Annotated in this window: 20 protein-coding genes and 4 pseudogenes; 20 read left to right on the top strand and 4 right to left on the bottom strand. The window is 59.8% G+C overall.

The features are described 5' to 3' along the window. The first annotated feature begins 2 nt into the window (after nucleotides 1-2). The 18 genes and pseudogenes from V1280_RS23515 (at nucleotide 3) to V1280_RS23430 (ending at nucleotide 18,677) form a co-directional block, all read left to right on the top strand. On the top strand, nucleotides 3-257 hold the full coding sequence (locus V1280_RS23515; protein ID WP_334529470.1) for a hypothetical protein: 255 nt from the start codon (nucleotides 3-5) through the stop codon (nucleotides 255-257). A gap of 1,045 nt (nucleotides 258-1,302) precedes the next feature. Further along, on the top strand, nucleotides 1,303-2,055 hold the full coding sequence (locus tag V1280_RS23510; protein WP_334396638.1) for an electron transfer flavoprotein subunit beta/FixA family protein: 753 nt from the start codon (nucleotides 1,303-1,305) through the stop codon (nucleotides 2,053-2,055). Then, nucleotides 2,052-2,999, top strand: coding sequence for an electron transfer flavoprotein subunit alpha/FixB family protein (locus V1280_RS23505; protein WP_334529467.1), 948 nt, complete (start codon nucleotides 2,052-2,054; stop codon nucleotides 2,997-2,999). The genes V1280_RS23510 and V1280_RS23505 overlap by 4 nt, the downstream gene beginning before the upstream one ends. A 54-nt stretch (nucleotides 3,000-3,053) precedes the next feature. Next, entirely contained in the window at nucleotides 3,054-4,850 is a 1,797-nt protein-coding gene (locus V1280_RS23500; RefSeq protein ID WP_334529464.1) for an acyl-CoA dehydrogenase C-terminal domain-containing protein, read from the top strand. 36 nt (nucleotides 4,851-4,886) lie between these two features. Then, the gene (locus V1280_RS23495; protein WP_334529461.1) at nucleotides 4,887-6,539 is read left to right on the top strand and encodes an electron transfer flavoprotein-ubiquinone oxidoreductase; all 1,653 of its coding nucleotides are present in this window, start codon (nucleotides 4,887-4,889) and stop codon (nucleotides 6,537-6,539) included. A gap of 63 nt (nucleotides 6,540-6,602) precedes the next feature. Then, nucleotides 6,603-7,565, top strand: a complete 963-nt coding sequence (locus V1280_RS23490; protein ID WP_334529458.1) for a helix-turn-helix domain-containing protein — start codon at nucleotides 6,603-6,605, stop codon at nucleotides 7,563-7,565. Nucleotides 7,566-8,299: 734 nt separating this feature from the next. After that, nucleotides 8,300-8,461 (top strand): annotated as a pseudogene (locus tag V1280_RS46850) (DUF1269 domain-containing protein); the annotation flags it as partial. A 250-nt stretch (nucleotides 8,462-8,711) separates the two neighbouring features. Beyond that, the gene (locus tag V1280_RS23480; protein WP_334529456.1) at nucleotides 8,712-9,242 is read left to right on the top strand and encodes an HdeD family acid-resistance protein; all 531 of its coding nucleotides are present in this window, start codon (nucleotides 8,712-8,714) and stop codon (nucleotides 9,240-9,242) included. A 41-nt stretch (nucleotides 9,243-9,283) separates the two neighbouring features. Beyond that, nucleotides 9,284-9,460: pseudogene (locus tag V1280_RS23475) on the top strand (SDR family NAD(P)-dependent oxidoreductase); the annotation flags it as partial. Nucleotides 9,461-9,801: 341 nt separating this feature from the next. Next, complete coding sequence (locus V1280_RS23470) at nucleotides 9,802-10,992, top strand: patatin-like phospholipase family protein (protein ID WP_334529455.1); 1,191 nt, start codon at nucleotides 9,802-9,804, stop codon at nucleotides 10,990-10,992. A 93-nt stretch (nucleotides 10,993-11,085) separates the two neighbouring features. After that, nucleotides 11,086-11,991 carry a helix-turn-helix domain-containing protein gene (locus V1280_RS23465; RefSeq protein ID WP_334529454.1) on the top strand — a complete coding sequence of 302 codons (906 nt, stop codon included), beginning with the start codon at nucleotides 11,086-11,088 and terminating at the stop codon, nucleotides 11,989-11,991. 563 nt (nucleotides 11,992-12,554) lie between these two features. Beyond that, nucleotides 12,555-13,079, top strand: a complete 525-nt coding sequence (locus tag V1280_RS23460; protein ID WP_334529452.1) for a flavodoxin family protein — start codon at nucleotides 12,555-12,557, stop codon at nucleotides 13,077-13,079. Between the two features lie 3 nt (nucleotides 13,080-13,082). Next, nucleotides 13,083-14,999, top strand: coding sequence for a 2-oxoacid:acceptor oxidoreductase subunit alpha (locus tag V1280_RS23455; RefSeq protein WP_334529450.1), 1,917 nt, complete (start codon nucleotides 13,083-13,085; stop codon nucleotides 14,997-14,999). Further along, nucleotides 14,926-15,813, top strand: coding sequence for a thiamine pyrophosphate-dependent enzyme (locus V1280_RS23450; RefSeq protein ID WP_334529447.1), 888 nt, complete (start codon nucleotides 14,926-14,928; stop codon nucleotides 15,811-15,813). Before V1280_RS23455 ends, V1280_RS23450 begins: the two co-directional genes overlap by 74 nt. A gap of 31 nt (nucleotides 15,814-15,844) precedes the next feature. Next, a complete protein-coding gene (locus V1280_RS23445) occupies nucleotides 15,845-16,663 on the top strand; it encodes a PepSY domain-containing protein (RefSeq protein ID WP_334529444.1) in 819 nt (272 codons plus the stop codon). 125 nt (nucleotides 16,664-16,788) lie between these two features. Continuing rightward, nucleotides 16,789-17,172: an AraC family transcriptional regulator gene (locus tag V1280_RS23440; RefSeq protein WP_334529441.1), complete on the top strand. Its 384-nt coding sequence runs from the start codon at nucleotides 16,789-16,791 to the stop codon at nucleotides 17,170-17,172. 67 nt (nucleotides 17,173-17,239) lie between these two features. After that, a pseudogene (locus V1280_RS23435) lies at nucleotides 17,240-17,391 on the top strand (peptide ABC transporter ATP-binding protein); the annotation flags it as partial. Between the two features lie 105 nt (nucleotides 17,392-17,496). Next, a pseudogene (locus tag V1280_RS23430) lies at nucleotides 17,497-18,677 on the top strand (adenylate/guanylate cyclase domain-containing protein). 48 nt (nucleotides 18,678-18,725) lie between these two features. Here the strand turns inward: V1280_RS23430 and V1280_RS23425 are convergent. Genes V1280_RS23425 through V1280_RS23410 form a run of 4 tightly spaced genes read right to left on the bottom strand, consistent with a single transcriptional unit; the run spans nucleotide 18,726 to nucleotide 23,630 of the window. Then, on the bottom strand, nucleotides 18,726-20,255 hold the full coding sequence (locus tag V1280_RS23425) for a TolC family protein (RefSeq protein ID WP_334529438.1): 1,530 nt from the start codon (nucleotides 20,253-20,255) through the stop codon (nucleotides 18,726-18,728). A 6-nt stretch (nucleotides 20,256-20,261) separates the two neighbouring features. After that, the gene (locus V1280_RS23420; RefSeq protein ID WP_334529435.1) at nucleotides 20,262-22,241 is read right to left on the bottom strand and encodes an FUSC family protein; all 1,980 of its coding nucleotides are present in this window, start codon (nucleotides 22,239-22,241) and stop codon (nucleotides 20,262-20,264) included. Next, complete coding sequence (mdtN, locus tag V1280_RS23415) at nucleotides 22,222-23,274, bottom strand: multidrug transporter subunit MdtN (protein WP_334529432.1); 1,053 nt, start codon at nucleotides 23,272-23,274, stop codon at nucleotides 22,222-22,224. Before mdtN ends, V1280_RS23420 begins: the two co-directional genes overlap by 20 nt. Nucleotides 23,275-23,276: 2 nt before the next feature. Continuing rightward, nucleotides 23,277-23,630 carry a YtcA family lipoprotein gene (locus V1280_RS23410; protein ID WP_334529429.1) on the bottom strand — a complete coding sequence of 118 codons (354 nt, stop codon included), beginning with the start codon at nucleotides 23,628-23,630 and terminating at the stop codon, nucleotides 23,277-23,279. Nucleotides 23,631-24,272: 642 nt separating this feature from the next. Here V1280_RS23410 and V1280_RS23405 point away from each other — a divergent pair. Both V1280_RS23405 and V1280_RS23400 read left to right on the top strand, forming a co-directional pair. Next, a complete protein-coding gene (locus V1280_RS23405) occupies nucleotides 24,273-24,464 on the top strand; it encodes a hypothetical protein (protein WP_334529427.1) in 192 nt (63 codons plus the stop codon). A 123-nt stretch (nucleotides 24,465-24,587) separates the two neighbouring features. After that, complete coding sequence (locus V1280_RS23400; RefSeq protein ID WP_334529424.1) at nucleotides 24,588-24,761, top strand: hypothetical protein; 174 nt, start codon at nucleotides 24,588-24,590, stop codon at nucleotides 24,759-24,761. The last annotated feature ends 3 nt before the right edge of the window (nucleotides 24,762-24,764 follow it).

Below are 24,764 nucleotides of genomic sequence, written 5' to 3'. Positions count from 1 at the left end.
CGTTGACGGCGATGGCAGGTGGATTTGCGAACATCCCTTTTATGCCGATTGACAGCAGCTCGACTGGACAGGAAAACGTGAAGGCCGCCGTCAAAAGCTACCTGGAGGCAAGGGAGCCGATTATTATTTTCGACTGCTGCGAGCATCTGGTGGAAGAAGTCGCTTCTCTCGCGGAGGAACTCTTCGTCGATATTCCCGGCCTCAGAATATTGGCGACCAGCCGAGAGGCGCTCAGGGCGGTATGGCCTTTCTGTTGATATCGATGAAGCCAAGAAGGCCGAAGATCGGCTACGCCGCAGTGAATCCTATTTGGCGGAGGCACAGAGAATGCGCTCTCACTTATTTGTATTTTGTCAGGGAGGGGAATCGCGCAGGCAAGGCGGTCGGGCAAGTCCGCGCCCTCATCAAGAAGGCGCCTGCTCGAAAAGACGCTGTGGAAATCAACGATGCCATCGTCGAGGTTATTGCTCTCACCCGTGCCTAGGCCGCAGACAATAGCATCTCGGTACGGACGAAGTTAGCGGAGGGCTTGCCGCATATACGGGGAGAGGCCCCAAACGGCGAAAGCCCCCGACGGCAATCGGATGCTCTCGTGAAATTCGATCAAGTCGCGTGGTGGCGGCGTTTGATGGGGACAGGCGAGGCGTTTCGTTTTTGGCGTCAAGACCCCAAACGCTTCCCTGCGGGGGCGAGGTGAACTGCGCTTACCAGTACATCGACGTGTAAAGCAGACAGGGTCCTGCCTGCGGGCCAGCTACGCCATTCAGACCACGCCCGAGACGGTCGCGCCATCCAGGCTTCAGAGGCCGAAGCCTTCGGGCCTGTCGTATTATCAGTACTGTTCAAAAAGCGGATCGGGCAGCATGGAGCACGATCCAGCGACCCGAATGACCTCACCGTAGGCTCGAGCGCATACGCGGGGCGCCCCATCGGTTTGGATACGACCCTGCGGTGCTCGCGCAACAGTTCGTACTCCAGAGCCGCGAGAGGACTTTACTCGCGACGCAGCGCTGACCGGAAAATCTGGCCGATTGGCGCCCCCCAATCAACGCTGAGTTCGGGATTGCTAGACCGTGGCGTTAGAATTCCGCCAGCGGTCGCACGAACCTTTTCAACCGCTGCGCTCGAGCTGGTTCGCGATTGTTTTCAAAGGTGGCGAAAGCGTCGCGCTTTTCAGACGTGGAGTTAGAAGCAGAATCTTTCCAGAGACGACAGTCTCATCAAAGATGATCATCGGCTCGCGCGGCATAATCAGGATCGAACTTTGAGTTAAACGATCCAGATCGCAAGAGAGCCGAAGACATGAAAATTCTCGTCCCCGTGAAGCGTGTGATCGACTTCAACGCCAAGGTCCGGGTCAAGCCGGATGGCTCGGGGGTCGACCTCTCCAACGTGAAGATGTCGATCAACCCCTTCGATGAAATCGCCGTCGAAGAAGCCGTGCGTCTTAAGGAAAAGGGCGTGGCGAGCGAGGTCGTCTGCATCTCCATCGGCCCCCCCGCGGCGGAGGACACCCTGCGGACCGGCCTGGCCATGGGCGCCACGCGCGCGGTCCTGCTCACCCACGATGGAGACCTCGAGCCGCTGGCGGTGGCCAAGGCGCTTGCCGCGGTTGCCGCGGAGGAAAAGCCAGACCTGATCATCTTGGGCAAGCAGGCGATCGACTACGACTGCGACCAGACCGGCCAGATGCTGGCGGCGCTCCTCGGATGGCCGCAGGGCACCTTCGCTTCTAAAATCGAGGTGAACGCCGCCGACGTGGTTGTGACCCGTGAAGTGGACGGCGGCCACCAGACCGTGAGGCTGCAGCTGCCGGCGATCGTGACCGCAGATCTGCGTCTCAATCAGCCGCGGTATGCGAGCCTGCCCAGCATCATGAAGGCCAAGCGGGCGCCGCTGGAGCGCAAGCCGCTGGCCGGCCTGGGCTTGGACACCGGCGTGCGCCTCGAAGTCCTGAAGATGGCCGAGCCGCCTCACCGCAAAGCCGGCGTGAAGGTCAGCTCCGTCGCCGAATTGGTGAGCAAACTGAAGACCGAAGCGGGAGTTTTCCAATGACAAGCCTGGTATTGGCCGATCACGACAACGCGTCCCTGAAGGACTCCACGGCCAAGGCCGTCTCCGCGGCCCATCTGCTGGGCGGGGACGTCCATGTCCTGGTCGCCGGCCTGAATTGTGTCGCTGCGGCTGAGGCTGCGGCGCGGATCGATGGGGTCGCAAAGGTGCTGCACGCCGAGGCGCCCCAATACGAGCACATGCTGCCGGAGCCCCTGGCGGCCCTAATCACCGCGCAGGCCGCCGGCTACGACGCCTTCCTCGCGCCTTCGACGGCGAGCGGCAAGAACGTGATGCCGCGGGTCGCAGCGGGGCTGGACGTCATGCAGATCTCCGATGTGATGAACGTGCTCTCGCCTGACACTTTTGAGCGGCCGATCTACGCGGGCAATGTCATTGAGACGGTAAGGTCCAAGGACGGGAAGAAGGTCATGACCGTCCGCACCACGGCCTTCCCGCCGGCCGCCGCCGCCGGCGTCGCGGCACCGATCGAGACCCTCGGGCCGGTCGCGTCACCCGAGATTTCGACCTTCGTCAGCGAGGAGCTGACCAAGTCCGAGCGTCCTGAGCTGACGGCCGCCAGGATCGTGGTCTCGGGCGGTCGGGCGCTCCAGAGCCGCGAGAATTTCACCAAGCTGATCGAGCCGCTTGCCGAGAAATTACACGCCGCGGTCGGCGCCTCGCGCGCCGCGGTGGACGCGGGCTACGCGCCCAACGACTGGCAGGTGGGTCAGACCGGCAAGATCGTGGCGCCGGACCTCTACATCGCCATCGGGATCTCGGGCGCCATCCAGCATCTGGCGGGCATGAAGGACTCCAAGGTGATCGTGGCGATCAACAAGGACGCCGACGCGCCGATCTTCCAGGTCGCCGACTATGGCCTTGTGGCTGACCTGTACACGGCGCTGCCCGAGCTCGACCGGGAACTCGCCGCCATCGGCAAATAGTCCGCCGTCGACGCCGACGACCGCGCTCATCCCTGACATCCACCGGAGATCAACATGCCGACCTACAGAGCCCCCGTCGAAGAGTCGCTGTTCCTCATCAACGACGTCTTCCACATCGACCGCTATGCGAACCTGCCGGGGTTCGCAGAACTGTCCCCCGACATCATCGAGGCGACCCTGGCCGAGGCGGCCAAGCTCTGCGAACAGGTGATCGCGCCGCTTAACCGGGTCGGCGACATGGAAGGCTGCACGCGTCACGACGACGCGAGCGTCACCACGCCCACCGGATTCAAGGAAGCGTTCCGCCAGCTCACCGAGGGCGGCTGGATGGGCATCTCGGCGCCCGTGGAATACGGCGGCCAGGCGCTACCCGGCGTCATCGGCAACATCGTCAACGAGTTCCTCGCGTCGTCGAATCTGGCGTTCTGGATGTATGTGGGCCTGACGCAGGGGGCGGTCGACGCCCTGATCGTCCACGGATCAGCCGAACAGAAGGCCACCTACCTGCCCGCCATGATCGCCGGCAAATGGACCGGCACGATGAACCTGACGGAGCCGCAATGCGGCACCGATCTGGGGATGGTGCGCACCAAGGCTGTCAAACAGGCCGACGGCTCCTACCGGATCTCCGGGACGAAGATCTTCACCTCGTCCGGCGAACACGACATGGCCGAGAACATCATCCACCTGGTCCTGGCGCGGATCGAGGGCGCGCCTGCGGGCACGCGGGGGCTTTCCCTGTTCGTTGTCCCCAAGTTCATCCTTGAGGCCGGCGGCGCGCTGGGCCCGCGAAACCAGGTGTCCTGCGGCTCGATCGAACACAAGATGGGAATCCACGGCAACTGCACCTGCGTGATGAACTTCGACGACGCGGCCGGCTGGATCGTGGGCGGAGAGAACCACGGCCTCAGCGCCATGTTCACGATGATGAACCATTCCCGGCTGGGCGTCGGCATCCACGGCATGGCGATCTCCGAAGTCGCCTACCAGAACGCGGCGGCCTATTCTAAGGAGCGCCTGCAGGGCCGCTCGCTCACCGGACCGAAGTTCCCTGACAAGCCGGCCGACCCGATCATCGTCCACCCGGACGTGCGGCGCTCGCTGCTGACGATCCGGGCCCTGACCGAAGGCGCCCGCGCGCTGATCGTCTGGACCGGCCTCAAGCAAGACATCGCCAAAGGATCGGATGACCCGGCCGTGCGGAAACAGGCCGAGGATCACCTCGCGTTGATGACGCCCGTGATCAAGGGCTACTGCACCGATGGCGGTTTCACGAACGCCGTACTGGCCCAGCAGATGTACGGCGGCCACGGTTACATCGCCGAGAACGGCATGGAACAATTCGTGCGGGACGCCCGGATCAACCAGATCTACGAGGGCGCGAACGGGGTGCAGGCCATGGACCTGGTCGGGCGCAAAATCGGCCTGGACGGTGGACGGCCGGTGAAGACCTTCTTCGCCGAGGTCGAAGACTACCTTGCCGGGGCGGTGAAGGATGAAGGCCTGTCGTCCTACGCCAAGCCGATGCAGGAGGCGTTGCGTCACCTGCAGCAGGCGACCGGCTGGCTTGCCAAGAACGGGCCTGCAAACCATGACGACCCGGGCGCCGGCGCCTACGACTACATGCACCTGTTCGGCCTGGTGGCCTTCGGCTTCATGTGGTGCCGCATGGTCGAAGCGGCGCGCGCAAAGCTGCCGCAGGCGGCCGGCGACGCGGCCCAGCGCCTGAACGCCAAGCTCATCACCGGTCGGTTCTACATGGAACGGATGCTGCCCGAGACCGCCATGCGCCTGGCCCGCATTCAGTCGGGGTCCGCGAGCACCATGGCGCTGTCGGCGGACGCCTTTTAACCCCCCACGCGGCGTTAGCCAGAAAGCGACCTTACGATGTCAGCACCCTTGCCGCCGCGCGAGTCCATGACGTTCGACGTCGTCATCGTCGGGGCCGGCCCCGCCGGCCTTTCGGCGGCGATACGGCTAAAACAGCTTTCGACGGACCTTTCCGTGGTCGTGTTGGAGAAGGGGTCGGAGGTCGGCGCCCACATCCTGTCGGGGGCGGTGGTCGATCCGATCGGCATCGACGCCCTGCTGCCAGGATGGCGAGATGATGAAAATCCGTTCAAGCAGCCCGTCCTCGACGATCGGTTCTACTGGTTGACCGCTGGCAGCGCCGTGCGGCTGCCGAACATCCTGATGCCGCCGCTGATGAGCAACCACGGCAACTTCATCGTTTCGCTCGGTGACGTCTGCCGCTGGCTCGGACGGAAGGCTGAGGCGCTTGGCGTCGAGATCTATCCCGGCTTCGCCGCGACGGAGGTCCTCCACGGCGACAAGGGCGAAGTCCTGGGCGTCGCCACCGGCGACATGGGGATCGGAAAGGATGGCGAGGCTCGCGACGGCTTCACTCGCGGGATCGAGCTTCGCGGCAAATATACGCTCTTCGCCGAGGGGGCGCGGGGAAGCCTGTCCAAGCGCCTGATCGAGCGGTTCGGCCTGGACGCCGGCCGGGACCCGCAGAAATTCGGCCTCGGCATCAAGGAGCTGTGGCAGGTCCCCGAAGACCGCCATCGGCCCGGGCTCATCCAGCACAGCTTCGGCTGGCCTCTCGACCTCAAGACCGGCGGCGGCTCCTTCCTCTACCACTGGGGCGACCGGCTGGTGTCGGTGGGTTTCGTGGTTCACCTCAACTATCGCAACCCCTGGATTTCCCCGTTCGAAGAGCTGCAGCGTTTCAAGACGCACCCGGCGATCCGCAGGAATTTCGAGGGCGGCAAACGCATAGCCTACGGCGCGCGCGCGCTCACCGAGGGTGGCTGGCAGTCGGTGCCCAAACTGGTGTTCCCAGGCGGCGCGCTCATCGGCTGCGCCGCGGGCTTCATGAACGTGCCGCGGATCAAAGGCAGTCACAACGCGGTGCTGTCGGCCATGCAAGCGGCGGAGAACGTCGCCGCCGCGATCGGCGCCGGCCGCGCCCACGATGAGCTGCCCGACTACGAAGCCCAGTGGCGGGGCTCGGCGATCGGCAAGGACCTTCGGCGGGTCCGCAACGTAAAGCCCCTGTGGTCGAAGCTGGGCACCGTCGTGGGGGTCGGGCTTGGCGGTGTGGACATGTGGACCAACACGCTAGGCTTCAGCCTGTTCGGCACGCTCCATCATGGGCATCCGGACTCAGCCACGCTGCAACCGGCCAAGACCTTCAAGCCGATCGTTTACCCGAAGCCCGACGGCGCTCTGACCTTCGACCGTCTGTCGTCGGTGTTCCTCTCCAATACGAACCATGTGGAGAACCAACCGGTCCACCTGCACGTGCTGGACGGCGACGTGCAACGTCGATCCGAGCACGACATTTTCGCCGGCCCTTCGACCCGCTATTGCCCGGCCGGCGTCTACGAGTGGGTTGGCGAAGGGCCAGATCTGAAGTTCGTCGTCAACTCGCAGAACTGCGTCCACTGCAAGACCTGCGACATCAAAGACCCCAACGGCAATATCACCTGGGTCCCGCCCGAGGGCGGCGGCGGCCCCAGCTATCCGAATATGTGAGCCGCGGAGTTCAGGTCATGATCAAGCGGTCGGGAGTTTGGCCCTTTAAGCTATGAGGGAGTGATGACCGAGGCTTGTGGACAACGGCTTGGCGAGGCATTGCGAGTTGAAAACGGATCGTTCGCGCGCATCACTCGTTCTCACGGACACCTTTGCCATGTACCCGCATTGGAACCCGCGATCGTTACCCGGGCATTGCGTACAGCTGATATGGCGGTCACGGAGATTCGATGTGATAAGCCGCTGCCGGAAATGAGCGGTTTGATTCAGCGGGAAGATGCTTTTTTCGTCGGTTTGCAACTTCGCGATTTTCCCAATCGCGAATATTGGGAGGATGGCCGACGAGCGTCGGTGTGCGACTTGCGGGTTGGCGACAGTTGTCTCTATGACCTGAAACGAGAACCTAGGGTTTTCCTCGACAAGCCCTATCACTCGCTGGCTTTCTACCTGCCGCGTGCGGCGTTGGATGCGATCGCTGACGAGGCCAACGCGCCGCGAATTCGCGATTTGAGCTATGAGCCCCGCGCGGGAGTCAACGACGTCACGATTTCCAGCCTCGGGAGCCTGCTGCTGCCCGCCCTCCGCCATCCCGATCAAGCTAACCTGTTGTTTCTCGACCATGTCCTGCTGGCGCTCGGGGTGCATGTCGCTCAGACCTATGGCGGCATGCGGCCGATGTCGCAGCCAGCCCGGGGTGGGCTCGCGCCATGGCAGGTGCGACGCGCGACGGAAATTCTTCGCGCCAACCTCAAAGGCGGTGTGGCGCTCAGGGAGGTGGCGCGAGAGTGCGGCCTGTCAGTGAGTTATTTCTCGCATGCATTCCGTCGCACGCTGGGAGTGGCGCCGCACCAGTGGCTAATTGAGCAGCGCGTGGTGCTATCCAAGGAAAAGCTGCGCGATAACGGGCTGTCGCTATCGGATGTGGCTGCGGACTGCGGTTTCAGCGACCAAAGTCACCTCAGCCGAGCTTTCAGACAGACGGTCGGCGTAAGTCCGGGCGCGTGGCGTCAGTCTCTCAAGCGATAGCAAGCGAGCATCGTAATTATCAGTACTGTCTAAACAAGCGGATCGGGTAGCATCGAGCGCGATCCAGCGATCCGAATGACCGCGCCGTAGACGCGCATACGCCGGGCACCCCATCGACCTGGATACGACGTTGCTCTGACCGGCAAATCAGGCCGATTGGCGGGCCCCCTAGACCGTGGCGTTAGAAATCCTCCAGCGGTTGAACCGAACTTTTCAACCGCTGCGCTCGACCTCGTTCGTGATTGTTCTCAAAGGAGGCGAACGCTTGGGAATGAGGCACCGCGCTCTTCAGAAGTGGCGTTAGAAACAGAATCGTCCCTGTGACGACAGTTTCATTAAAGATGCCTATCGACATGCGCGGCATAATTAAGGTCAAGCTCTGAGTTAACATGCTTCAGACCGCAACAGGGGTACGACCTGTCGAGTCCGTCATTGAAATCCTCTCAAAACGCTATGGCGAGAGCGGTTGTCCCGCGTCTCTTTGTGCTCGAGCTTAATGCCGGCCGCATTCACTCCATGAATACGGGCGGCTCCGACCGCAAAACGCCGCTCCCGGCACGCGCGTCCCGCGGCTCCTGAAGTGGCACAGCGTGAAGATCGACGATATGGCCCTCTGTCGGTTCGCGAGCCGGATGAATTTGTGTTTCATTTCGGCAGCACCCTTTTTTGGTTACCTGTACGCAACTGCCCGTAGCGAAATTATCCGTTCGTCTTCTTTAATAGAGTCACGCCCCATGTCAGATCTTGTCGTCATCGTCTATCCGACCGAAGCCAAAGCTGAGGAGATGAGAACGAAGCTAATCAGCTTGCAGAAGGAATATTTGATCGAACTTTCCGACGCCGTGATTGCCGTGAAACAGGACAGCGGCAAGGTCAAACTGAATCAGCTGATGAACAGGCTGAAAGAGAATGTGGAAAAGTCATCCTTCCGGGTGGTTCGAAGGACGCAATCAAGGCTTTGCCTGAATTCGAATATGCGGACAATCAATAGTCACAAACAATGAAGCGCTCCGATGAGCCCGCTAAGCGGGCCATCCTGCAATAAACCTCGAAATTGATAGGAGAGCTTCAGTGGGTGCTAACTCAGAGCTGAGTGATTTTCAAAGCGCAGTGAGAACCGCACTAGGTGAACACTGGAAGTGGTTCGTGTTTCAGGGCATCGTCATGCTCGCCTTGGGATGTCTGGCTGTGGCGGAGCCGGTCATCGCATCTGTCGCGGCGGGCATATATATCGGATGGCTGTTTCTGTTCAGTGGCCTGCTCGGCCTGGTCACCATGTTCTCGGCGCACGACGCATCTGCATTCTTCTGGATTCTGCTGACCTCGGCTCTTTCGCTTGCCGTAGGAATCCTCTTGATCTGGAAGCCTGATGAGGGGACCGTTTCACTTACGCTCGTGCTAACGGCTTTCTTCATCGCGGAAGGCGCCTTCCAGGTCGGAACCTCGATCTCCTATTGCGATGTCTTGCCCGGTTCCTGGGGCAGTCTGCTCGCAAGCGGAATCACGGATCTCGTTCTTGCGGGGCTCATCATTTATTTTTGGGGGCTCATCATTGATTTTTGGCCGCAGAGTGCGGGTTGGACGCTCGGCCTTATCGTGGGCACCAATTTGATCTCGACGGGACTCGCAATTCTCATGACCGCGATTGAAGTCCGCAACGTCGGAAAATCCAGGTGATCGTCGAAAATCAGCTCAAAGTCCCCCGGCTAGGAGAAAATATGAAGACGATATTCATTACAGGTGCTTCAAGCGGATTGGGGAAAGCCACCACGAAATTGTTCTCGGCAAAAGGGTGGAACGTCATCGCAACGATGCGAACGCCCGCTAAAGAGCAGGAGCTCAGAAGCTTACTTGGAAAGGCGCACATGGTCATGAACTGTGACGGTGAAGAAAGATGATCGACGAACAACGACGATAATACAAACAGGAGACCACAATGCTGAACCGCTCAGAAATCCTTAGGTGTGGCAGAGCCGCGCGATACGCAGTTTGTGACGGCAAGCTTGGTCTCCTCCGGCACCACTCGTGGCGGACGGACCCCGCTTTGTCCAAGAAGTGCGTCGATCGTTTCAAAGATCGCCGCGCAACGGAACCGCTGAACGAGGAGCGCGGTACATGAAGCCATTCACCCCTTGGGAAAGTGGAGGTAGCTCGTGAACAACACCGCCGATGCCGTTTTAAGATACGCCGAAAGCGTTGCCTAGCAAATCTGCGTTGTTGAGTCGGAATACAGGTCATGCCTTCCTTTCGTCAGTTGCTCGTCCTGTCATTCGCTATTTCGACGGGATTCGTTTCTCTTGCTGGCTGTAGTTCTCCTCCCAGATCACCCTATACGGCATCCGATGCCGCGTCCGCGCGGGTATTGAACGTCAACGAACTGCGCAGATATACCGATGAGCCGGCAGCAAGGTTCCTCAAGGAACCACCTGTAAGTTTACGTGCCGGTCCTGTCAGCTATCTTGCCTTGTCGGGAGGCGGGGCCGACGGTGCTTATGGCGCGGGTGTGCTGAATGGCTGGACCACGGCAGGTACGCGCCCAAAATTTGCAGTCGTTTCGGGGGTGAGCACGGGTGGGTTGATTGCGCCATTTGCATTTCTTGGCCCAGCCTACGACGGCACATTGCGGGAAGTATACACCAGCGGCATCGCTGAAAGCCTTCTGGACGCGCCGAGCATCTTGAACGCGCTCTTCGGATCAGGCCTGTTTGGAAACTCGCGGCTTCGCGAGTTGGTGGCCCGCTATGTCGACCAGAATATGCTCGCGGCAATTGCAGAGGAACACGCCAAGGGCAGGGATCTTCTTATCGTGACGACCGATCTCGACACCCAACGCACAGCGGTATGGGACATGGGTCGCATTGCTGCGGTGGGGTCTCCCCAGGCGCTAAGCCTGTTCCGTGATGTCGTGGCCGCATCCGCAAGTATCCCGGTGGTCTTTCCGCCGATGATGATTGACGCGGAAGCGAACGGAAATCACTTCCAGGAGATGCATGTAGACGGTGGAGTGACGGCACCCGTGCTGACGTTGCCGGAAGCATTTATTTTACGAAACGGGGCGTTCGTCCGAGGTGCGCGCATAGACATTTACATCTTGATCAACAACAAGGTTGAGCGAGATTTCCTACTGGTGCCGAACAGCACGATCGACATCGCGGCGCGGGCTTCGGCTTCCGTCACGAAGACGCAAACCCGCTCTATTCTCTATGAGACTTTTGACTTCGCGCGCCGCAACAATTTCGGATTCAATCTGACCTACATCGACAAAGGCTTTCCGTCGTCAGGCTCCTCCGGCTTTGAAACGAACTACATGCGTTCTCTTTATCAGTACGGATATGACAAGGCCAAAACCGGTAATTTTTGGATCAAGGTGCCGCCATCGGATGATGTCTCATCATTGGGTTTCCGGTTTAAAAGTTCCGCGATGTAAGTGGTGGGCTACAGATCACTTGCGAGCGAAGTTCGGCGGGTGCCCGTGGCGAAATCGTCGAGGCCCTCGCGCGCCTGAGCTATAGAGGGAGCGATGACCGAGGCTTATGGACAGCGGTTTGGGGAGCGATTGCGAGTCGAAAACGCACCCGCGATTGTTACCCGGGCATTGCGTACAGCTGATATGGCCGTCACGGAGGTAAAGTGTGATAATCCGCTGCCGGAAATGAGCGGTTCGATTCAGCAGGAAGATGCTTTTCTCGTCGGTTTGCAACTTCGCGATTTTCCCAATCGCGAATATTGGGAGGATGGCCGACGAGCGTCGGTGTGCGACTTGCGGGTTGGCGACAGTTGTCTCTATGACCTGAAACGAGAACCTAGGGTTTTCCTCGACAAGCCCTATCACTCGCTGGCTTTCTACCTGCCGCGTGCGGCGTTGGATGCGATCGCTGACGAGGCCAACGCGCCGCGAATTCGCGATTTGAGCTATGAGCCCCGCGCGGGAGTCAACGACGTCACGATTTCCAGCCTCGGGAGCCTGCTGCTGCCCGCCCTCCGCCATCCCGATCAAGCTAACCTGTTGTTTCTCGACCATGTCCTGCTGGCGCTCGGGGTGCATGTCGCTCAGACCTATGGCGGCATGCGGCCGATGTCGCAGCCAGCCCGGGGTGGGCTCGCGCCATGGCAGGTGCGACGCGCGACGGAAATTCTTCGCGCCAACCTCAAAGGCGGTGTGGCGCTCAGGGAGGTGGCGCGAGAGTGCGGCCTGTCAGTGAGTTATTTCTCGCATGCATTCCGTCGCACGCTGGGAGTGGCGCCGCACCAGTGGCTAATTGAGCAGCGCGTGGTGCTATCCAAGGAAAAGCTGCGCGATAACGGGCTGTCGCTATCGGATGTGGCTGCGGACTGCGGTTTCAGCGACCAAAGTCACCTCAGCCGAGCTTTCAGACAGACGGTCGGCGTAAGTCCGGGCGCGTGGCGTCAGTCTCTCAAGCGATAGCAAGCGAGCATCGTAATTATCAGTACTGTCTAAACAAGCGGATCGGGTAGCATCGAGCGCGATCCAGCGATCCGAATGACCGCGCCGTAGACGCGCATACGCCGGGCGCCCCATCGACCTGGATACGACCCCTGGTGCGTCGCAACAAGTTCGAACCAGTCCGCGATATCGACAAGCAAGCCGTCGAAAGATCTCCAGAGTCGCGAAAGAACTTTACTCGCGACACAGCTCTGACCGGTAAATCGGCCGATTGCGTGTCCCCAATTCAACGCTGAGCATAAGTTCAGGAATGGCCGGATCGTAGCGCCAGAATTCCGCCAGCGGTTGAACCGAACACCGCTGCGCTCGAGCTAACTCGCGATTGTTATCAAAGAGGGCGAAAGCGTCATACTTCTCAGAAGTGGAGTTAGAAGCACAACCATTCCACCGACGGCACTCTCATTCAATATCGCCGCAAGTATTGGCGGCACAGTCGCGGTCAAACGCTGACCGACTCGGCATCAGATCGACACACGAGGAGCACGGTACGTGAGCCAGTCGCTGGTGGAAGGCGGAGGTAGCCCGTGAGCAACATTGCCAATCCCGTGGGAGCTGTCCCGCAGTTCACCCAGCGTCGAGTCCTCCATATCGTCGTTGCCTCGACTAGCGGTCACACGGAGTACGTGGTGGATACGCTGATCGGTTCCTTGAAGCGCACTATCCCAGCCTGGGAAATCAAGGCAACGATGGCCGAGAAAGCGCAATCACAGGATTTGCTGAGCGGAGATGTTCTCCTGTTCGCCACCGCGACCTGGAATACAGGGGGCGTCGAGGGCCAATTGAATCCTCATATGTCGGTGCTGCTCCAAGACAAGGCGAAGACGCTGGATTTGGTCGGCAAACCGTGTGCATGCATCGGACTCGGCGACCATCGATACTTCTACACGGCGCGAGCGGCGGACCATTTGGAACACTACGTCGAGGCCCATCATGGTCGCCTAATCGTTCCAACGCTTAAGATCATAGACGAGCCCTATGGCCAGGAGGAGGCTGTAAGGGTCTGGGGCAGACAGTTAGTGGATGCCTTGAAACCGGCAGGTTGGTGTTAGGCGATGCCCCGCATCTCTCTCAAAATCGTCGGCGCGTCCGGACAGGGGATAAACTCCATTGGCGCGATCATCGCCAAGGGCCTCAAGAGATCCGGATATTGCGTGTTCGGCTACCGCGAATATCCCTCCCTCATAAAAGGGGGTCACGCGAGCTATCAACTGGACGTCTCGAATGAACGCATTTGCAGTACCGAAACGAAGGTGAATGTGCTTGTCGCGCTCAACCATCACGGTCTCGAGCTGAACATGGAGGAGCTTAAACACGGCGGGATCGTGCTGCACGTGACGCCCGGGTGGCGATTTCCCGAGCACCATCGGAAACTGATCGCGGAGCGAAGCCTTCGCATCATCTATTTCCCGGTTGATGACCTGCTTTATCGCCTCGGCGCGAGGGCAATTCTGTCGAACGTGCTGCTGACCGCCTTTGTCTGGTCCATGCTGGACCAGGATATCGATGCCCTCAAGTCCCTCGTCGGAGCGACGTTTGCGAAGAAGAAGGCCCTCCTCGAACTCAACATGCGATGCATCGATGAGGGATATTCCTTTGTCGATCCAGAGCGGGGAACGATCTCCGTCGCGTTGCCGTCGCCTGACAGAGGCTTCGCCGACCACCTTTTGATTACAGGCAGTCAGGCAATGGGACTCGGCGCGGTTCATGCTGGGGTGCGGCTCTATGCCGGCTACCCGATGACACCCTCCAGCCCGCTGCTGTCATTCATCGCCGAGCTCGAAAACAAGACCCACATGGTGGTCAAGCAGGCGGAAGACGAAATCACCGCAGCCCAGATCGTGAGTGGGGCGATGTACATGGGAACCCGCGCGCTTACCGCCACCTCCGGCGTCGGATTTGATCTTATGAGCGAGACACTGTCGCTGAATGCCATGATCGAGAACCCGACGGTGTTTGTGCTGGCGCAACGCCCTGGTCCGGCGACCGGCCTGCCGACCTGGACGGCTCAAGGAGGTCTCTTACAGGCCGCGAGCTGCTCTGCCGGCGAATTCACGCGCTGCGTAATCTCGGTGAGCAACAGCCAGGATGCCTTCGACTTGATGCCGGTCGCATTCAACCTGGCGGAGCAGTATCAAATCAGTGTCATTGTCCTCACCGACAAGCAGATCGCCGAGGCGCTGTACACGCAACACCCTTACGATCAGGAAAAGGCTGAAATTGATCGTGGCAGGCTCGTCGTCGATCCCGAGAAGCTGAAACTCCTGGAACCTTCCGATCGATTTAACCCACACGTCCAGGGCGGCGTTTCGTTTCGATGGCTTCCCGGCAGCGACGCGGCGACCTATTGCGCGCAGGGCGATGAACACAATTCCATCGGCGCCGTGGATGAGTCCAGTCTCAACACGAAGTTGCAGATGGAGAAGAGGTTGCGGAAGTTTCAAGGATTAAAGGCAGGACTTCCCGCACCTCACTTGAGTATTGGCGGTCGCAGCCTAACGACAGCCGATTGGATGGATGCAAGCGACGAAATCGAGTTGCTCGCGATCGGCTGGGGAAGCACCGGTGACACATTGCGAGACGTGATGTGCAGCGATGAGCTGCGAGAGCGGAAGATCGCGTATTTGCACTACACGTATCTCTGGCCGCTCCGCACCCAGGAGCTTCAGAAATTGGCAAAGCGATCGAAACGCATTGTCCTGGTGGAGCAGAACTATCAGGGGCAGTTGGGCATGCTCATCAGAATGGAATGCGGCCTGGATATCCCGGATAGAATTCTCAAGTACGACGGTCGACCGTTTTTCTACGACGAGCTTCTTTCATCGGTGATGGAGCGATGTGCGGGCGCCGCGGAAAACGAAGGGAAGTCTCCCGGTTTCGACATGCGGGTAGCCCATCATGAATATTGCTTTGCAGACCCAGCCGCCCGCTCTTTCCGACTACTATTCGAAGACCAAATGCATCTGGTGTGATGGCTGCGGCAACTATGGCATCTGGACGGCGGTGAAGTATGCGCTGGTGGAACTGAATTTGCATCCGTGGCAGGTTTGCCTTTGCTACGATGTCGGCTGTCACGGCAACGGCTCGGACAAAATTGAGGGCTACCGCTTCCACGGGCTCCATGGTCGCGTCATTCCGTTTGCGGCAGGTGCAAAGCTTGCAAACATGAAGGTTCCGGTGATCGCCTTCGGCGGGGATGGCGCGACGTTCTCGGAGGGTATCGGGCATTTGGTTCATGGCGTGAGGAGCAATTATCCCGTCACGTTCGTCCTGCACAACAACACAAACTACGGGCTAACGACCGGGCAGGCGAGCTCGCTCACGCCACAAGGCCAGCCCATGAACACGAGTCCCAACGGGATCCCCGAGCATACGCTGGCGAGCATGGACCTGATCTTCTCGCTCAACCCTACTTTCGTTGCCCGTGGCTTTAGCGGCGACATTAGGCTGATGACTCGTATTCTTAAGGCCGCTATTCAGCATCGCGGTTTTGCCTTCGTCGAGATGCTCCAGGCGTGTCCGACATACAACCACTTCGCGACGCATAAATATTTGTTGGACAGGTATTTCGATGCAAATGCCGATGGTCACGACCCAGGCAACCTGCAGCAGGCGAGGGCGCTCGCTACGCAGGTGCAGGATCGCATCGCCTGCGGCATTCTCTATCAACGCGAGGACATTCCTGACTTCTATAATCGGCTAATTCCGCGACAAGGCGTGGAGACGACCTGCGTGGAGGAGGTGCGGAAGTATGATGTGAGCGAGTATTGGAAGGAACTCGTGTGATTGAATTGAATCGTTAGTGCGGGTGTCGAACTTGACATTTCTTTCACCCGCCTGTTCGAGCGATGTTGGCAGCGCCGGCGCCTATAACTGTAGCTCATGGTCCGATCTCCCGCAGCGTCAACGATTAGAAATGCCGCAAAGCGGTTTTGTGCCGGTCGATGGCTTGTGGCTAGACGGCAGCGTTCTGCTGGCCAGCGTGCCTCTTCTTAAGTCGATACAAATGAGTGGGCCAATGTCAAAGAAACAACTATTCGGAGCCCTCTTATCGTTGCTGATCTGCGCGCCTTCCTATGCTGGCACAACGTTGGATGACAAAGTCGGCGCGGTTCGGGAGCAGGACACAGACGGCAACGGACTTACCGACGAGGCGATACGTCAAGAACTTGAGTTGTTCCGAGGCGCGGAAGTATCACTGCGCCAGGCGCTGAAGATAGCCGGCAGTCTCCACCCCGGCTCGCGAATCGTGGATATCAGTTTTGACGCCACCTCGGGCTCATCTGTTTATCGCGTGAAGACGTTTCGGCAGGATCGTATCTGGGCAGACACGATTGACGCCAAAACTGGGCAAGTTGCTGGCAATGCAACAGTGTCATCCATGAGCGAGTTAAACCTAGAGGATCGACTCAACTTGATCGCGATACAAACTGTCCGGCAAGAGCTTGCAGATGCAGTCTTCATAGCCGAGGACAACACATCAGGAAAAGCGCTCAGTGGCGGGCTGATGAACGAAGCTGGCAAGTTGATTTTTGTGATCGTGGTGCTGTCCGGCACTAACCTCAAGCAGGTCATGCTCGAACCGCCGAGTGCCGGCAACCTGGAAACGCTTCCGCATCGTTCAAGGCAGCATTGACGTCTAGGATCAGGCCTCACTGAAGAAAGCCAATTGTTGGCCTTCAATGCCGTTTCCGTCCCCCACTATCGGCGATGCTAAACGTTCGGCTGACGCATCGGCAACTGACATCATCAATTGCGTGCATGAAGACGCTCGCCGAGCGGCAGCGTCCCCGCTCGTTAAGCGACGCGGTCAAATGGCTGCTGGCGCGGCAACCGAGTGGCGACCGGCCAGATATCTTGGCCGTGGCACGCGGACTCGGCGTAGGCGAGCGCTCCCTGCAGCGCCGCCTTGGCGGCGAAGGCACCAGTTTCCAAGCTCTCTTGAACGCGGTGCGCCGCGCGCGTGGGCGGGAGCTGCTTGCGGACCCTGCTCTCGACATCGACGAAGTGGCGTTTCTGTTGGGATACGAGGGCGAGAACTCGTTCTTCCGTGCCTTTCGCAAGCGCCCTTTCCTTTGGCTTGCGAGCCGTCTAAGGCAAGAAGCCGCGTATCTTGCAAGCTTGATCCAGAAATCACGAGAGTGAGTTGGGATCGAGGCGTTTATCGAACCAAAGGCCATCCGCAAGTAATCGCACGCTCTCTCGCCGTGTCCCCGAAACAGTCAAGGAGGTGCTCGTGACGATCCCCGAACTCGCAGAGAAGGCATGACTTGTATTCTCGTCACGCACGAAATAGGTTTCGCCCGCGCAGTCGCCGAACAGATCTACATTAACGATCATGGAGGCATCTTGAGCACAATCCCCACGATCGGAAAGGAGCATGCCCTTTCCAGAGACGACATTCTCGTCCAAGACAACTCAAGTTCGATCCTAAGATAGTTTCGGCCGGAGGACAATTTGCGGGTGGCTATGGATAGTTCTGAACTGGACAAACTCGCAAGTTTGATGCACGGCGCGCGCTCGGCGTCGACACCCGCGGATTTCCTCAAGCAGATGTGCGAACGGCTGGTCGCCGCCGGCATTCCCCTGTGGCGCGTAGGCGCTTTCGTGCAGACGCTGCATCCCGACGTGTTCGGCCGCAGCTTCGTGTGGCGGCGGGGCACCGAGGTCGTTGTTACCGACGCTCCCTTCGACATTCATGACTCGCCGCAGTTTAAGAACAGCCCGTTTCCGTTTCTCTACAGCAGTGGTCACGAAGTGCGCTATCGTCTCGATGATCCCGAGAGTCGGCGCTTCCCTTTCTTCGATGACATGCGTGCGGAAGGGGCAACGGACTACATCGCCGTTCCCTTGCTGTTCACCGACGGCACTATTCATGCATCTAGCTGGACCACGAAGGTCGAAGGCGGCTTCACGGATGACCATCTCGCGGCCCTTCGGTCGGTGATTCATCCTCTCAGTCGGCTCGCCGAGATCCACGCCATGCGCCGCACGGCCGCTGCGCTGCTCGACACCTATGTCGGCAACCGTGCCGGAGAGCGCATCCTGGCGGGGCAAATCCGTCGTGGACATGCAGAAGCGATGCAAGCCGCGATCTGGCTACCCGATCTTCGCGGCCTCACCTCGCTATCCGATCGCGTTCCGGCGGAAACATCCTCAACCGGCATTTCGATTGCCAGGTGCCAGCCATGCGCGAGCACGGTGGCGAAATCCTGAAATTCATGAGCGACGGGTTGCTTGCCGTGTTTCCGATCGCGAAGGACGGCGGCAATCTCGCCGAGGTCTGCGGCCGCGCGCTTGAGGCGAGCCGCAAGGCCTCCGCCAATGTCAATGCCATGCACTATCCGAGCGGTGATGAGGTCGAACGCTTTCGTTTTGGTGTGGCGCTGCATATTGGTGACATCCTGTTCGGCAATATCGGCGGCATAAGCCGGCTCGACTTCACCTGCATCGGGCCCTCCGTCAATCTCGCTGCGCGGCCGGAGAAGATCGCGAGCCGCCTGCATCGCACTGTGGTGGCATCAGCCGCCTTTGCCGGGGCTTGCCACCACGACTGGGTCGATTTCGGCGAATTTTCAGTCGCCGGGTTCTCCAACGCTCATCGCGTGTTCGGCTTGCGAGACGAGGTGATTGATCTTGCGGCAGGCTGATCGTCGGCACTGCAGGGTATCAAGCTGTTGGTCCGGCGAGTCTGAGTTCTATCGGGGAGCGCTGCCGAGAGCACCGGTCGCCAACGCCAGGGTGGCAGCTGCGGACAAAGCCGTGCTGTAAGCATCGGTCGACGCGTTTCGAGCTTGTAGAAGCTGGGTTTGAGCGATGTTGACATCGGTGATTGAGCCGACGTGGTTGCGGTAGCTGGCGAGTGCACTTTCGAATGTCGTTTGTGACGCCGCGGCAAGCGCATTTGCAGCGTTGTGGGCTGATAGGCTTGTACGAAGCGCATTATCGGCCACGACCAGCTGTCGCACCGCGTCGTTCCGGCGACGCGTGAGCAAGGCCCCCGCGCTATCGGCATTATTGCGAGCTTGTTCCAGTAAAGCCGCTCGAGTGCCGCCGTCGTAAATCGGGACGGTCGCGCCGACGAGAACGCTGCTGGCGACACGGGAGGGATTGATATTGGCCGTTCCCGACTGCTGGCCAAGTCCCGGAATGGAGCTGATCGAAAGATTTGCCGCATTATAAGCGGTTGTTCCGCTCAGAAAGACCTTGGGCAGGAACTCCGCGACGGCAGCATCCACGTCGGCATTTGCGGCCTTTTGCGCGGCATAGGCGGTTAGGATATCCGGCCGGCGGGCAAGCGCTGTGGAAATGACGCTTTGGATTGAAGCCGCCAGGGCCGGTGAAAGTCTGCGGTTGGCCGCAGTAGCTATGTTGATCCGTGTGAGCGGCGAAATCCCCATGGCCGAAATCAGATTCAAATAGGCATTTTCTGCAGCGCCAGTGGTTTGGACCAGCGCAAGCTTCGCCTGTGCGGTGGCCTGGTGGGCTTGGGAAACCTCCACCACCGTTCCAATGGCGTTCTTGTAGCGATCATTTGCCGCCGCTTCCACATCCTGCGCGTTCTTCAGCGATCGGCCCGCGGTGGCGGCGCGTGCGCGAGCGGCGGAATTGGCATAGAAGGCAACGCTGACGTCGTAGATGATCTGCTGATGGGTCGCATTGAACGCGATATTTGAGATGATCGAGCCTTGCTTGGCGGCTTGCACCTTGGCCGCACGTTCGCCGAAATCGAATAACAGCCATTCCAGCGATGCAGCTGCAATCGCGCCGCGTGCCTCAGCATTGGTGGAAAGGCTGGTTCCCGCTGCCGACACACTTCCTTGATTGTTGAGATACACCTCGGCGGCAGTCGCTCTCAATCTCGGAAGATACGCGCTCTCGGCAATGCCGGTGGCGAGCGCCGCATTGCGAGCATTGTTCCAGGCAGTTCGCGTCAAGGGGTTGTTGCTTTGCGCTATGTCTATCAACTCAGGGAGCGAATAGACCTTCCGCCGGTCCAGTCCGAGCGGCGCCGGCAACCCCGTAAGATCGGTATTGACGGGTAGCGCGTAACTCGCCTTGGATTCTATCGAGGGTTTCGCACCTGGGACAATTTCACCGGTCGTCGTCGTCGTCGGTACCCAAGGATTGTCGGCGCGGTCGGGTGCCATGTCGACATCCCATGCGGCGCAGCCGCCAAGACCCAACAAACAAATGGCGGCAACAATACTCGGTTTAAACTGACGCATGTATCTCTAGCCCCCACCCCGGCGCACGAACGCAGACTCCAGGACTTCAAGATCAGCCATGACAAATCCATCGACGGTGCAGGGGGCGCGAGGGTCTTTGCCGGTGTTGCTGGGAAGGCCGTTTTGGCTCGGCGGCATCGTTACTTCCACCAACCGAGTCCCGCTGCTCAACTCGTTCGCCAACGTATCAAGCCGATGGGCAACAGCTCGGCTCGCCGCCGACTGCTCGTTCGAAAGCAATAGCAGAGGCCCCATCAGCGCGCGGATATGGCGGATCGCGCGGGCGCGAGCGGTGAGCCGGAACTGAGGCGATCCGATCCTCGAGGATTCGTATGCGGCAAGCTCGACATCCTGGCTGATCACGCCCATCGCGCCAGCAGCGTCGGTTGCAAGGCTGTCGCGCCGCGAGCGGCTTGTAGCGTTTGTTAGATCGACGAGGCGGCGAAGCAGGGCAACAAGCCCTGGGTCAATGCGGCGGATCACGGTGACCGGCCAGATATTCGTGAATATGAGATAAGCGACGACGTTCCCGAGCATGATGCCGATGATTCGGTCGCGGGCAATCGTGAGGTCGAAAGCGGGGCTTGGCCCCTGGATTACGCAGAGGAAAAATGCAAAAGCCAGCTGGTAGCCCGCATAGGAGATGCGCGGACTTCCGGCAGCCACCCATGCGGAGACAAGGCCCACGACGAATACGACGATCAGCAAGGCGCCGATCGATGTCAGGTGCGGAAGCAGAAAGACGATTGCGGCAAATCCCAATCCCGCACCGATAAGGGCGCCCAAGATCCGAAGCGTAAACTTCTCGATCGTCTCCGCCGTCGTTCCCAGCGAGACCATGTAGCAGGTGATGAAGGAAGTATGAATCCCGGGCCAATCAAGCAGCAAATAAGCTGCATAGCAGAACATGGCCGCGGCGGTCGTCTTTAGAGCGTAGTAGACGTGATCGGGATTGGTAAAGGCATCGGGGAGAAAAAAGCCTGCTTTGGCGGCTTCGACGATGGGCAGTTCGGGGAGAGGGCGTTCGGTGAAACGTCGCAACGTTTCCTTCATGTCGGCAAGCAGCGTGGCCGTGACCGGCGGCAAATCCTCCTCGCCATGCTCGATCGCAACGTCGACAGGATATCCTCCCACGCGAAGGATCGACGCCATCTCATCGAGCGTGTCCGCAATCTGGCCACGGAGGGGCGGGGGCATCGTCTCCGACTGCGTACGATCTACGAAGTCGACCAGCAGCAGGATAGTGGTGATGCTGTCTGTCGCGTGGCCAAGTGCTGCGATATCGGTCGGAGGCGAGGATTTCTCGATGCCCGCCATTTTCAGCCAGGTTTTCAGTCCGGTGACGCCTTCCGAGAGGGTCTCCTCGAAAGCGTCGCGGACCTTCTCGTCGCCGTTGCGCATCAGCGACGCAGCGAGCGCCAGACGATGCGCAAGCGCCTGCTCAAGAAGTCGTCTCGGCGGCGGACCAAGAACAAGATTGAGCGCGATCGATACGGTGGCGGGGATGGTGACGAACAGCCAAGCATAGAGATAGCCGCGCGTTGCGAGTTCTCCGACGTGGGCATCACTCAAAAGGTCTAGTCCGTACCCGACGATCATCGCAATGATGGCGGCCAGCGGCTTTAGCTTGCTGGCGGAAGCGAGGAACAGCAGGCCGAACGACACCACGGTTATGCTGATCACTCGCCACAGCGGCTGGTCGATCACCGCCGTCGCTACCAGCATAAGTATGCCGACGAGCAGCGATATCAGGATCGTGAGCACGATGCTGATGATCACACTCTCCATTCTGTCGCGCTTCATGACGAAGAATGCGACATAGGCCGTAAGCGCCGGATCGGGTGTCTGGTAAATTTCGACGACAAGCGTTGTCAGCGCGCAGGCCAGTGCAAGCCGGATGGAGAACTCGATACGGCCCGGAAACGGACGCAACAGCGCCAGGCGCTCGCGGAATTGCTGCCCAAAGCTATCTACATGCGCGGCCATGCTTGACCTCAACGACCGCGCTCGCGCCGAGCCGCATCAGCTGCTGTTGCGGCTGCTCGATCCGTACCCTCACTGGAAACCGCTGTGCCACGCGCACCCAATTGAGCGATCGCTCGACATAAGGCAGCGACTTCGGAAGATTCACGCGATCGGTGTCCAGGACACCGGCTCCGAGGCCTTGCACGATCCCCTTGAGCGGTCGTTGACGATCGATCATCGAATGAACCGTCACGCAGTCGCCAACGGAAATCGCGTCCAGATCGGTTTCCCGGAAGTTGGCGACGGCGAACCATTCCTCGGTGTTGACCAACGTAAACAGCGTTTGAGAGGGCGCGACCATCTCTCCCGTCGACACGCTCAATCCGACAACGCGGCCGGCATGGGTTGCGCGGACAGTGGTGTCGTCCAGCCCGCGCTGGGCTAACGCCAACGCGGCTTTTCGGGCCTGCACATTGGCCCGGGCCGCGGCGTCGGTATCGATGGCGGTGATGGCGGCCGCCTCCTGAACGTGCGCCTGCTGAAGGGACGTTTCCGCGTCGTTCCGCGAAGTCTGGGCTTGGTCGAGTTGTTGGGTCGGCACGAAGCCCTTTGCGGCCAGCGGAGTCAGCCGTTCGACGGTGCGCTTGGCGAGTTCAAGATTGGTCTCCGCGCGCTGTACTTGCTCGGCGGCAACTTTGGCGGCGGAGCGCTGGGTCGAGAGCAGCCTTTCTTGGGTATCCAGCGAAGCCTCGGCAATGGCCAAATCGGCTTCGGCCTGGGCCACCGCGATGCGATGCGGCACCGGATCGATTTGGAACAGCAGGTCACCCTTGGAAACGAGTGTGTTTTCAGAGACCGGGATTTCGATGATCCGACCGCCGATCGCCGCGGCGACGTGCACGACATCGGCATCGATCGTTGCCGCGTCGGTCCATGGCATCACCGCGTTTCGGCGAGCGACGTAAATCGCGATGCCAATCGCCGTCGCGATCAGCAGAATGGAAATCAGCTTGCCGATCGGCAGCGAAGATACCCGTTTTCCCGCGGACTTCATCGTCAGCGCCCGAAACAAATGAGCCAGACTAGCAACGCAAAGATAGCGCCGAGCGACGTGCAGAGCGGGAGTTGAAACGGCAGAACGTCGGTAAGGTTACGGGTAGCGAAAAAGATCCGCGCGCCGAAGGCAACGAAAATGCCGAGTACGGCGCAAAGCAGCCACGCCGGAAAAAAAGCTCCGAATAGATCGAAGGAAGGTGCGCCTGCTTCAGAACACCCGCACAGCGACAGCAGCGGCAGCGCAAGGACGCCGGCGCTGACAGGACGTCGCTTGATCCGGCGCTCCGCCCAATAGGGATGTCGTGCCACCAGGTATGGCAGCGCCTTACGCCAGGATAGTGCTGCGACCTTCATACGAACTCTGTGCCAAGCTGCGATCTCACATGACGGTTACGACCGCCGCGGGGACGACGTTCGCATCAGTTCGGACATATGGCGTCATCTTACGCAAGCACAGCGTCGAACTCTTGTCGAAAACTGCTCTAATCGCAGCACCACGAAACCGGGCGGTCTGGGGCTCGGGCTGTCGATCTGTCGGTCGATTATCGAAGCGCATGCCGGACTGTTGTGAACGAAGGCCTAACGTGCCACGTGGCGCTATCTTGGCTTCATTGCGTTTGTTTATCCGGCCACCGGGCACGGCGGCATTCCTATGTCGGTGTAGGCGCCAGCAGCATGCGCATTGCCTCAAACAGAATGTTACTGAACAACTTCTCGCCGATGATTGGTTCGGTGCCATCGAATTGGTTCGGTGGCCTTTATGGCGGGAAAGATCAGCATGGGCGCGCGGCGCGAGGTGTTGTCGGCGGTGATGGAGCGTAACCGGTCGGCCAAACGGGCGGAGAAGGGGCGCATCCTCGACGAGCTGTGCGCGACGACGGGTTGGCATCGCAAGCACGCGGTGCGCGCGCTCCGACCACGCGCACCGGTAGCCCCGGCTCAGTCGCGGCACTTCGAGAGCGCAAGCGTAGATATGGTGCGACGATCGAGGACGCGATGACGGCGCTGTGGGAGGCGTCGGATCGGGTGTGCGGCAAGCGGCTCAAGGTGATGATCCCAACCTTGCTGCTGGCGCTGGAGCAACATGGCCGATTGCAGCTTGGCCAAGCGGACCGTGATCGTGTTCTGGTCATCAGTGTGAATAAGCACCGAAGTGGGACCCCGGGCTACGTGAGGCCAAACCATTGATTTAGTTCGTCAACGTGGCGGACAACCGGGGTCCCGATCGGCGCCGATCCGGACCCCACCGCGAACGAATTTTCTCATGCTACATCAAAGCATTGCGGTCATCTGAGTTGGGGTCCCGCTTCGGTGCTTATTCACAGTCTAACTCCTCTGATCGCGACTGCGCTGCTTGCCGCAACCGGTGCCTATTGGTCGATTGCATGCTTTCTTATTGTCTTCACAGTGCTCGCCTTCATCGCAGTGGCCGTCGGTCCGGAGACGCGTACGGTCGACATCGCCGAGCTTGATCGGCTCAGTTGACGC

Source organism: Bradyrhizobium sp. AZCC 2230 (assembly GCF_036924495.1).
Taxonomy (GTDB): domain Bacteria; phylum Pseudomonadota; class Alphaproteobacteria; order Rhizobiales; family Xanthobacteraceae; genus Bradyrhizobium; species Bradyrhizobium rifense.
This window is presented reverse-complemented; position numbering and strand designations above follow the sequence as displayed.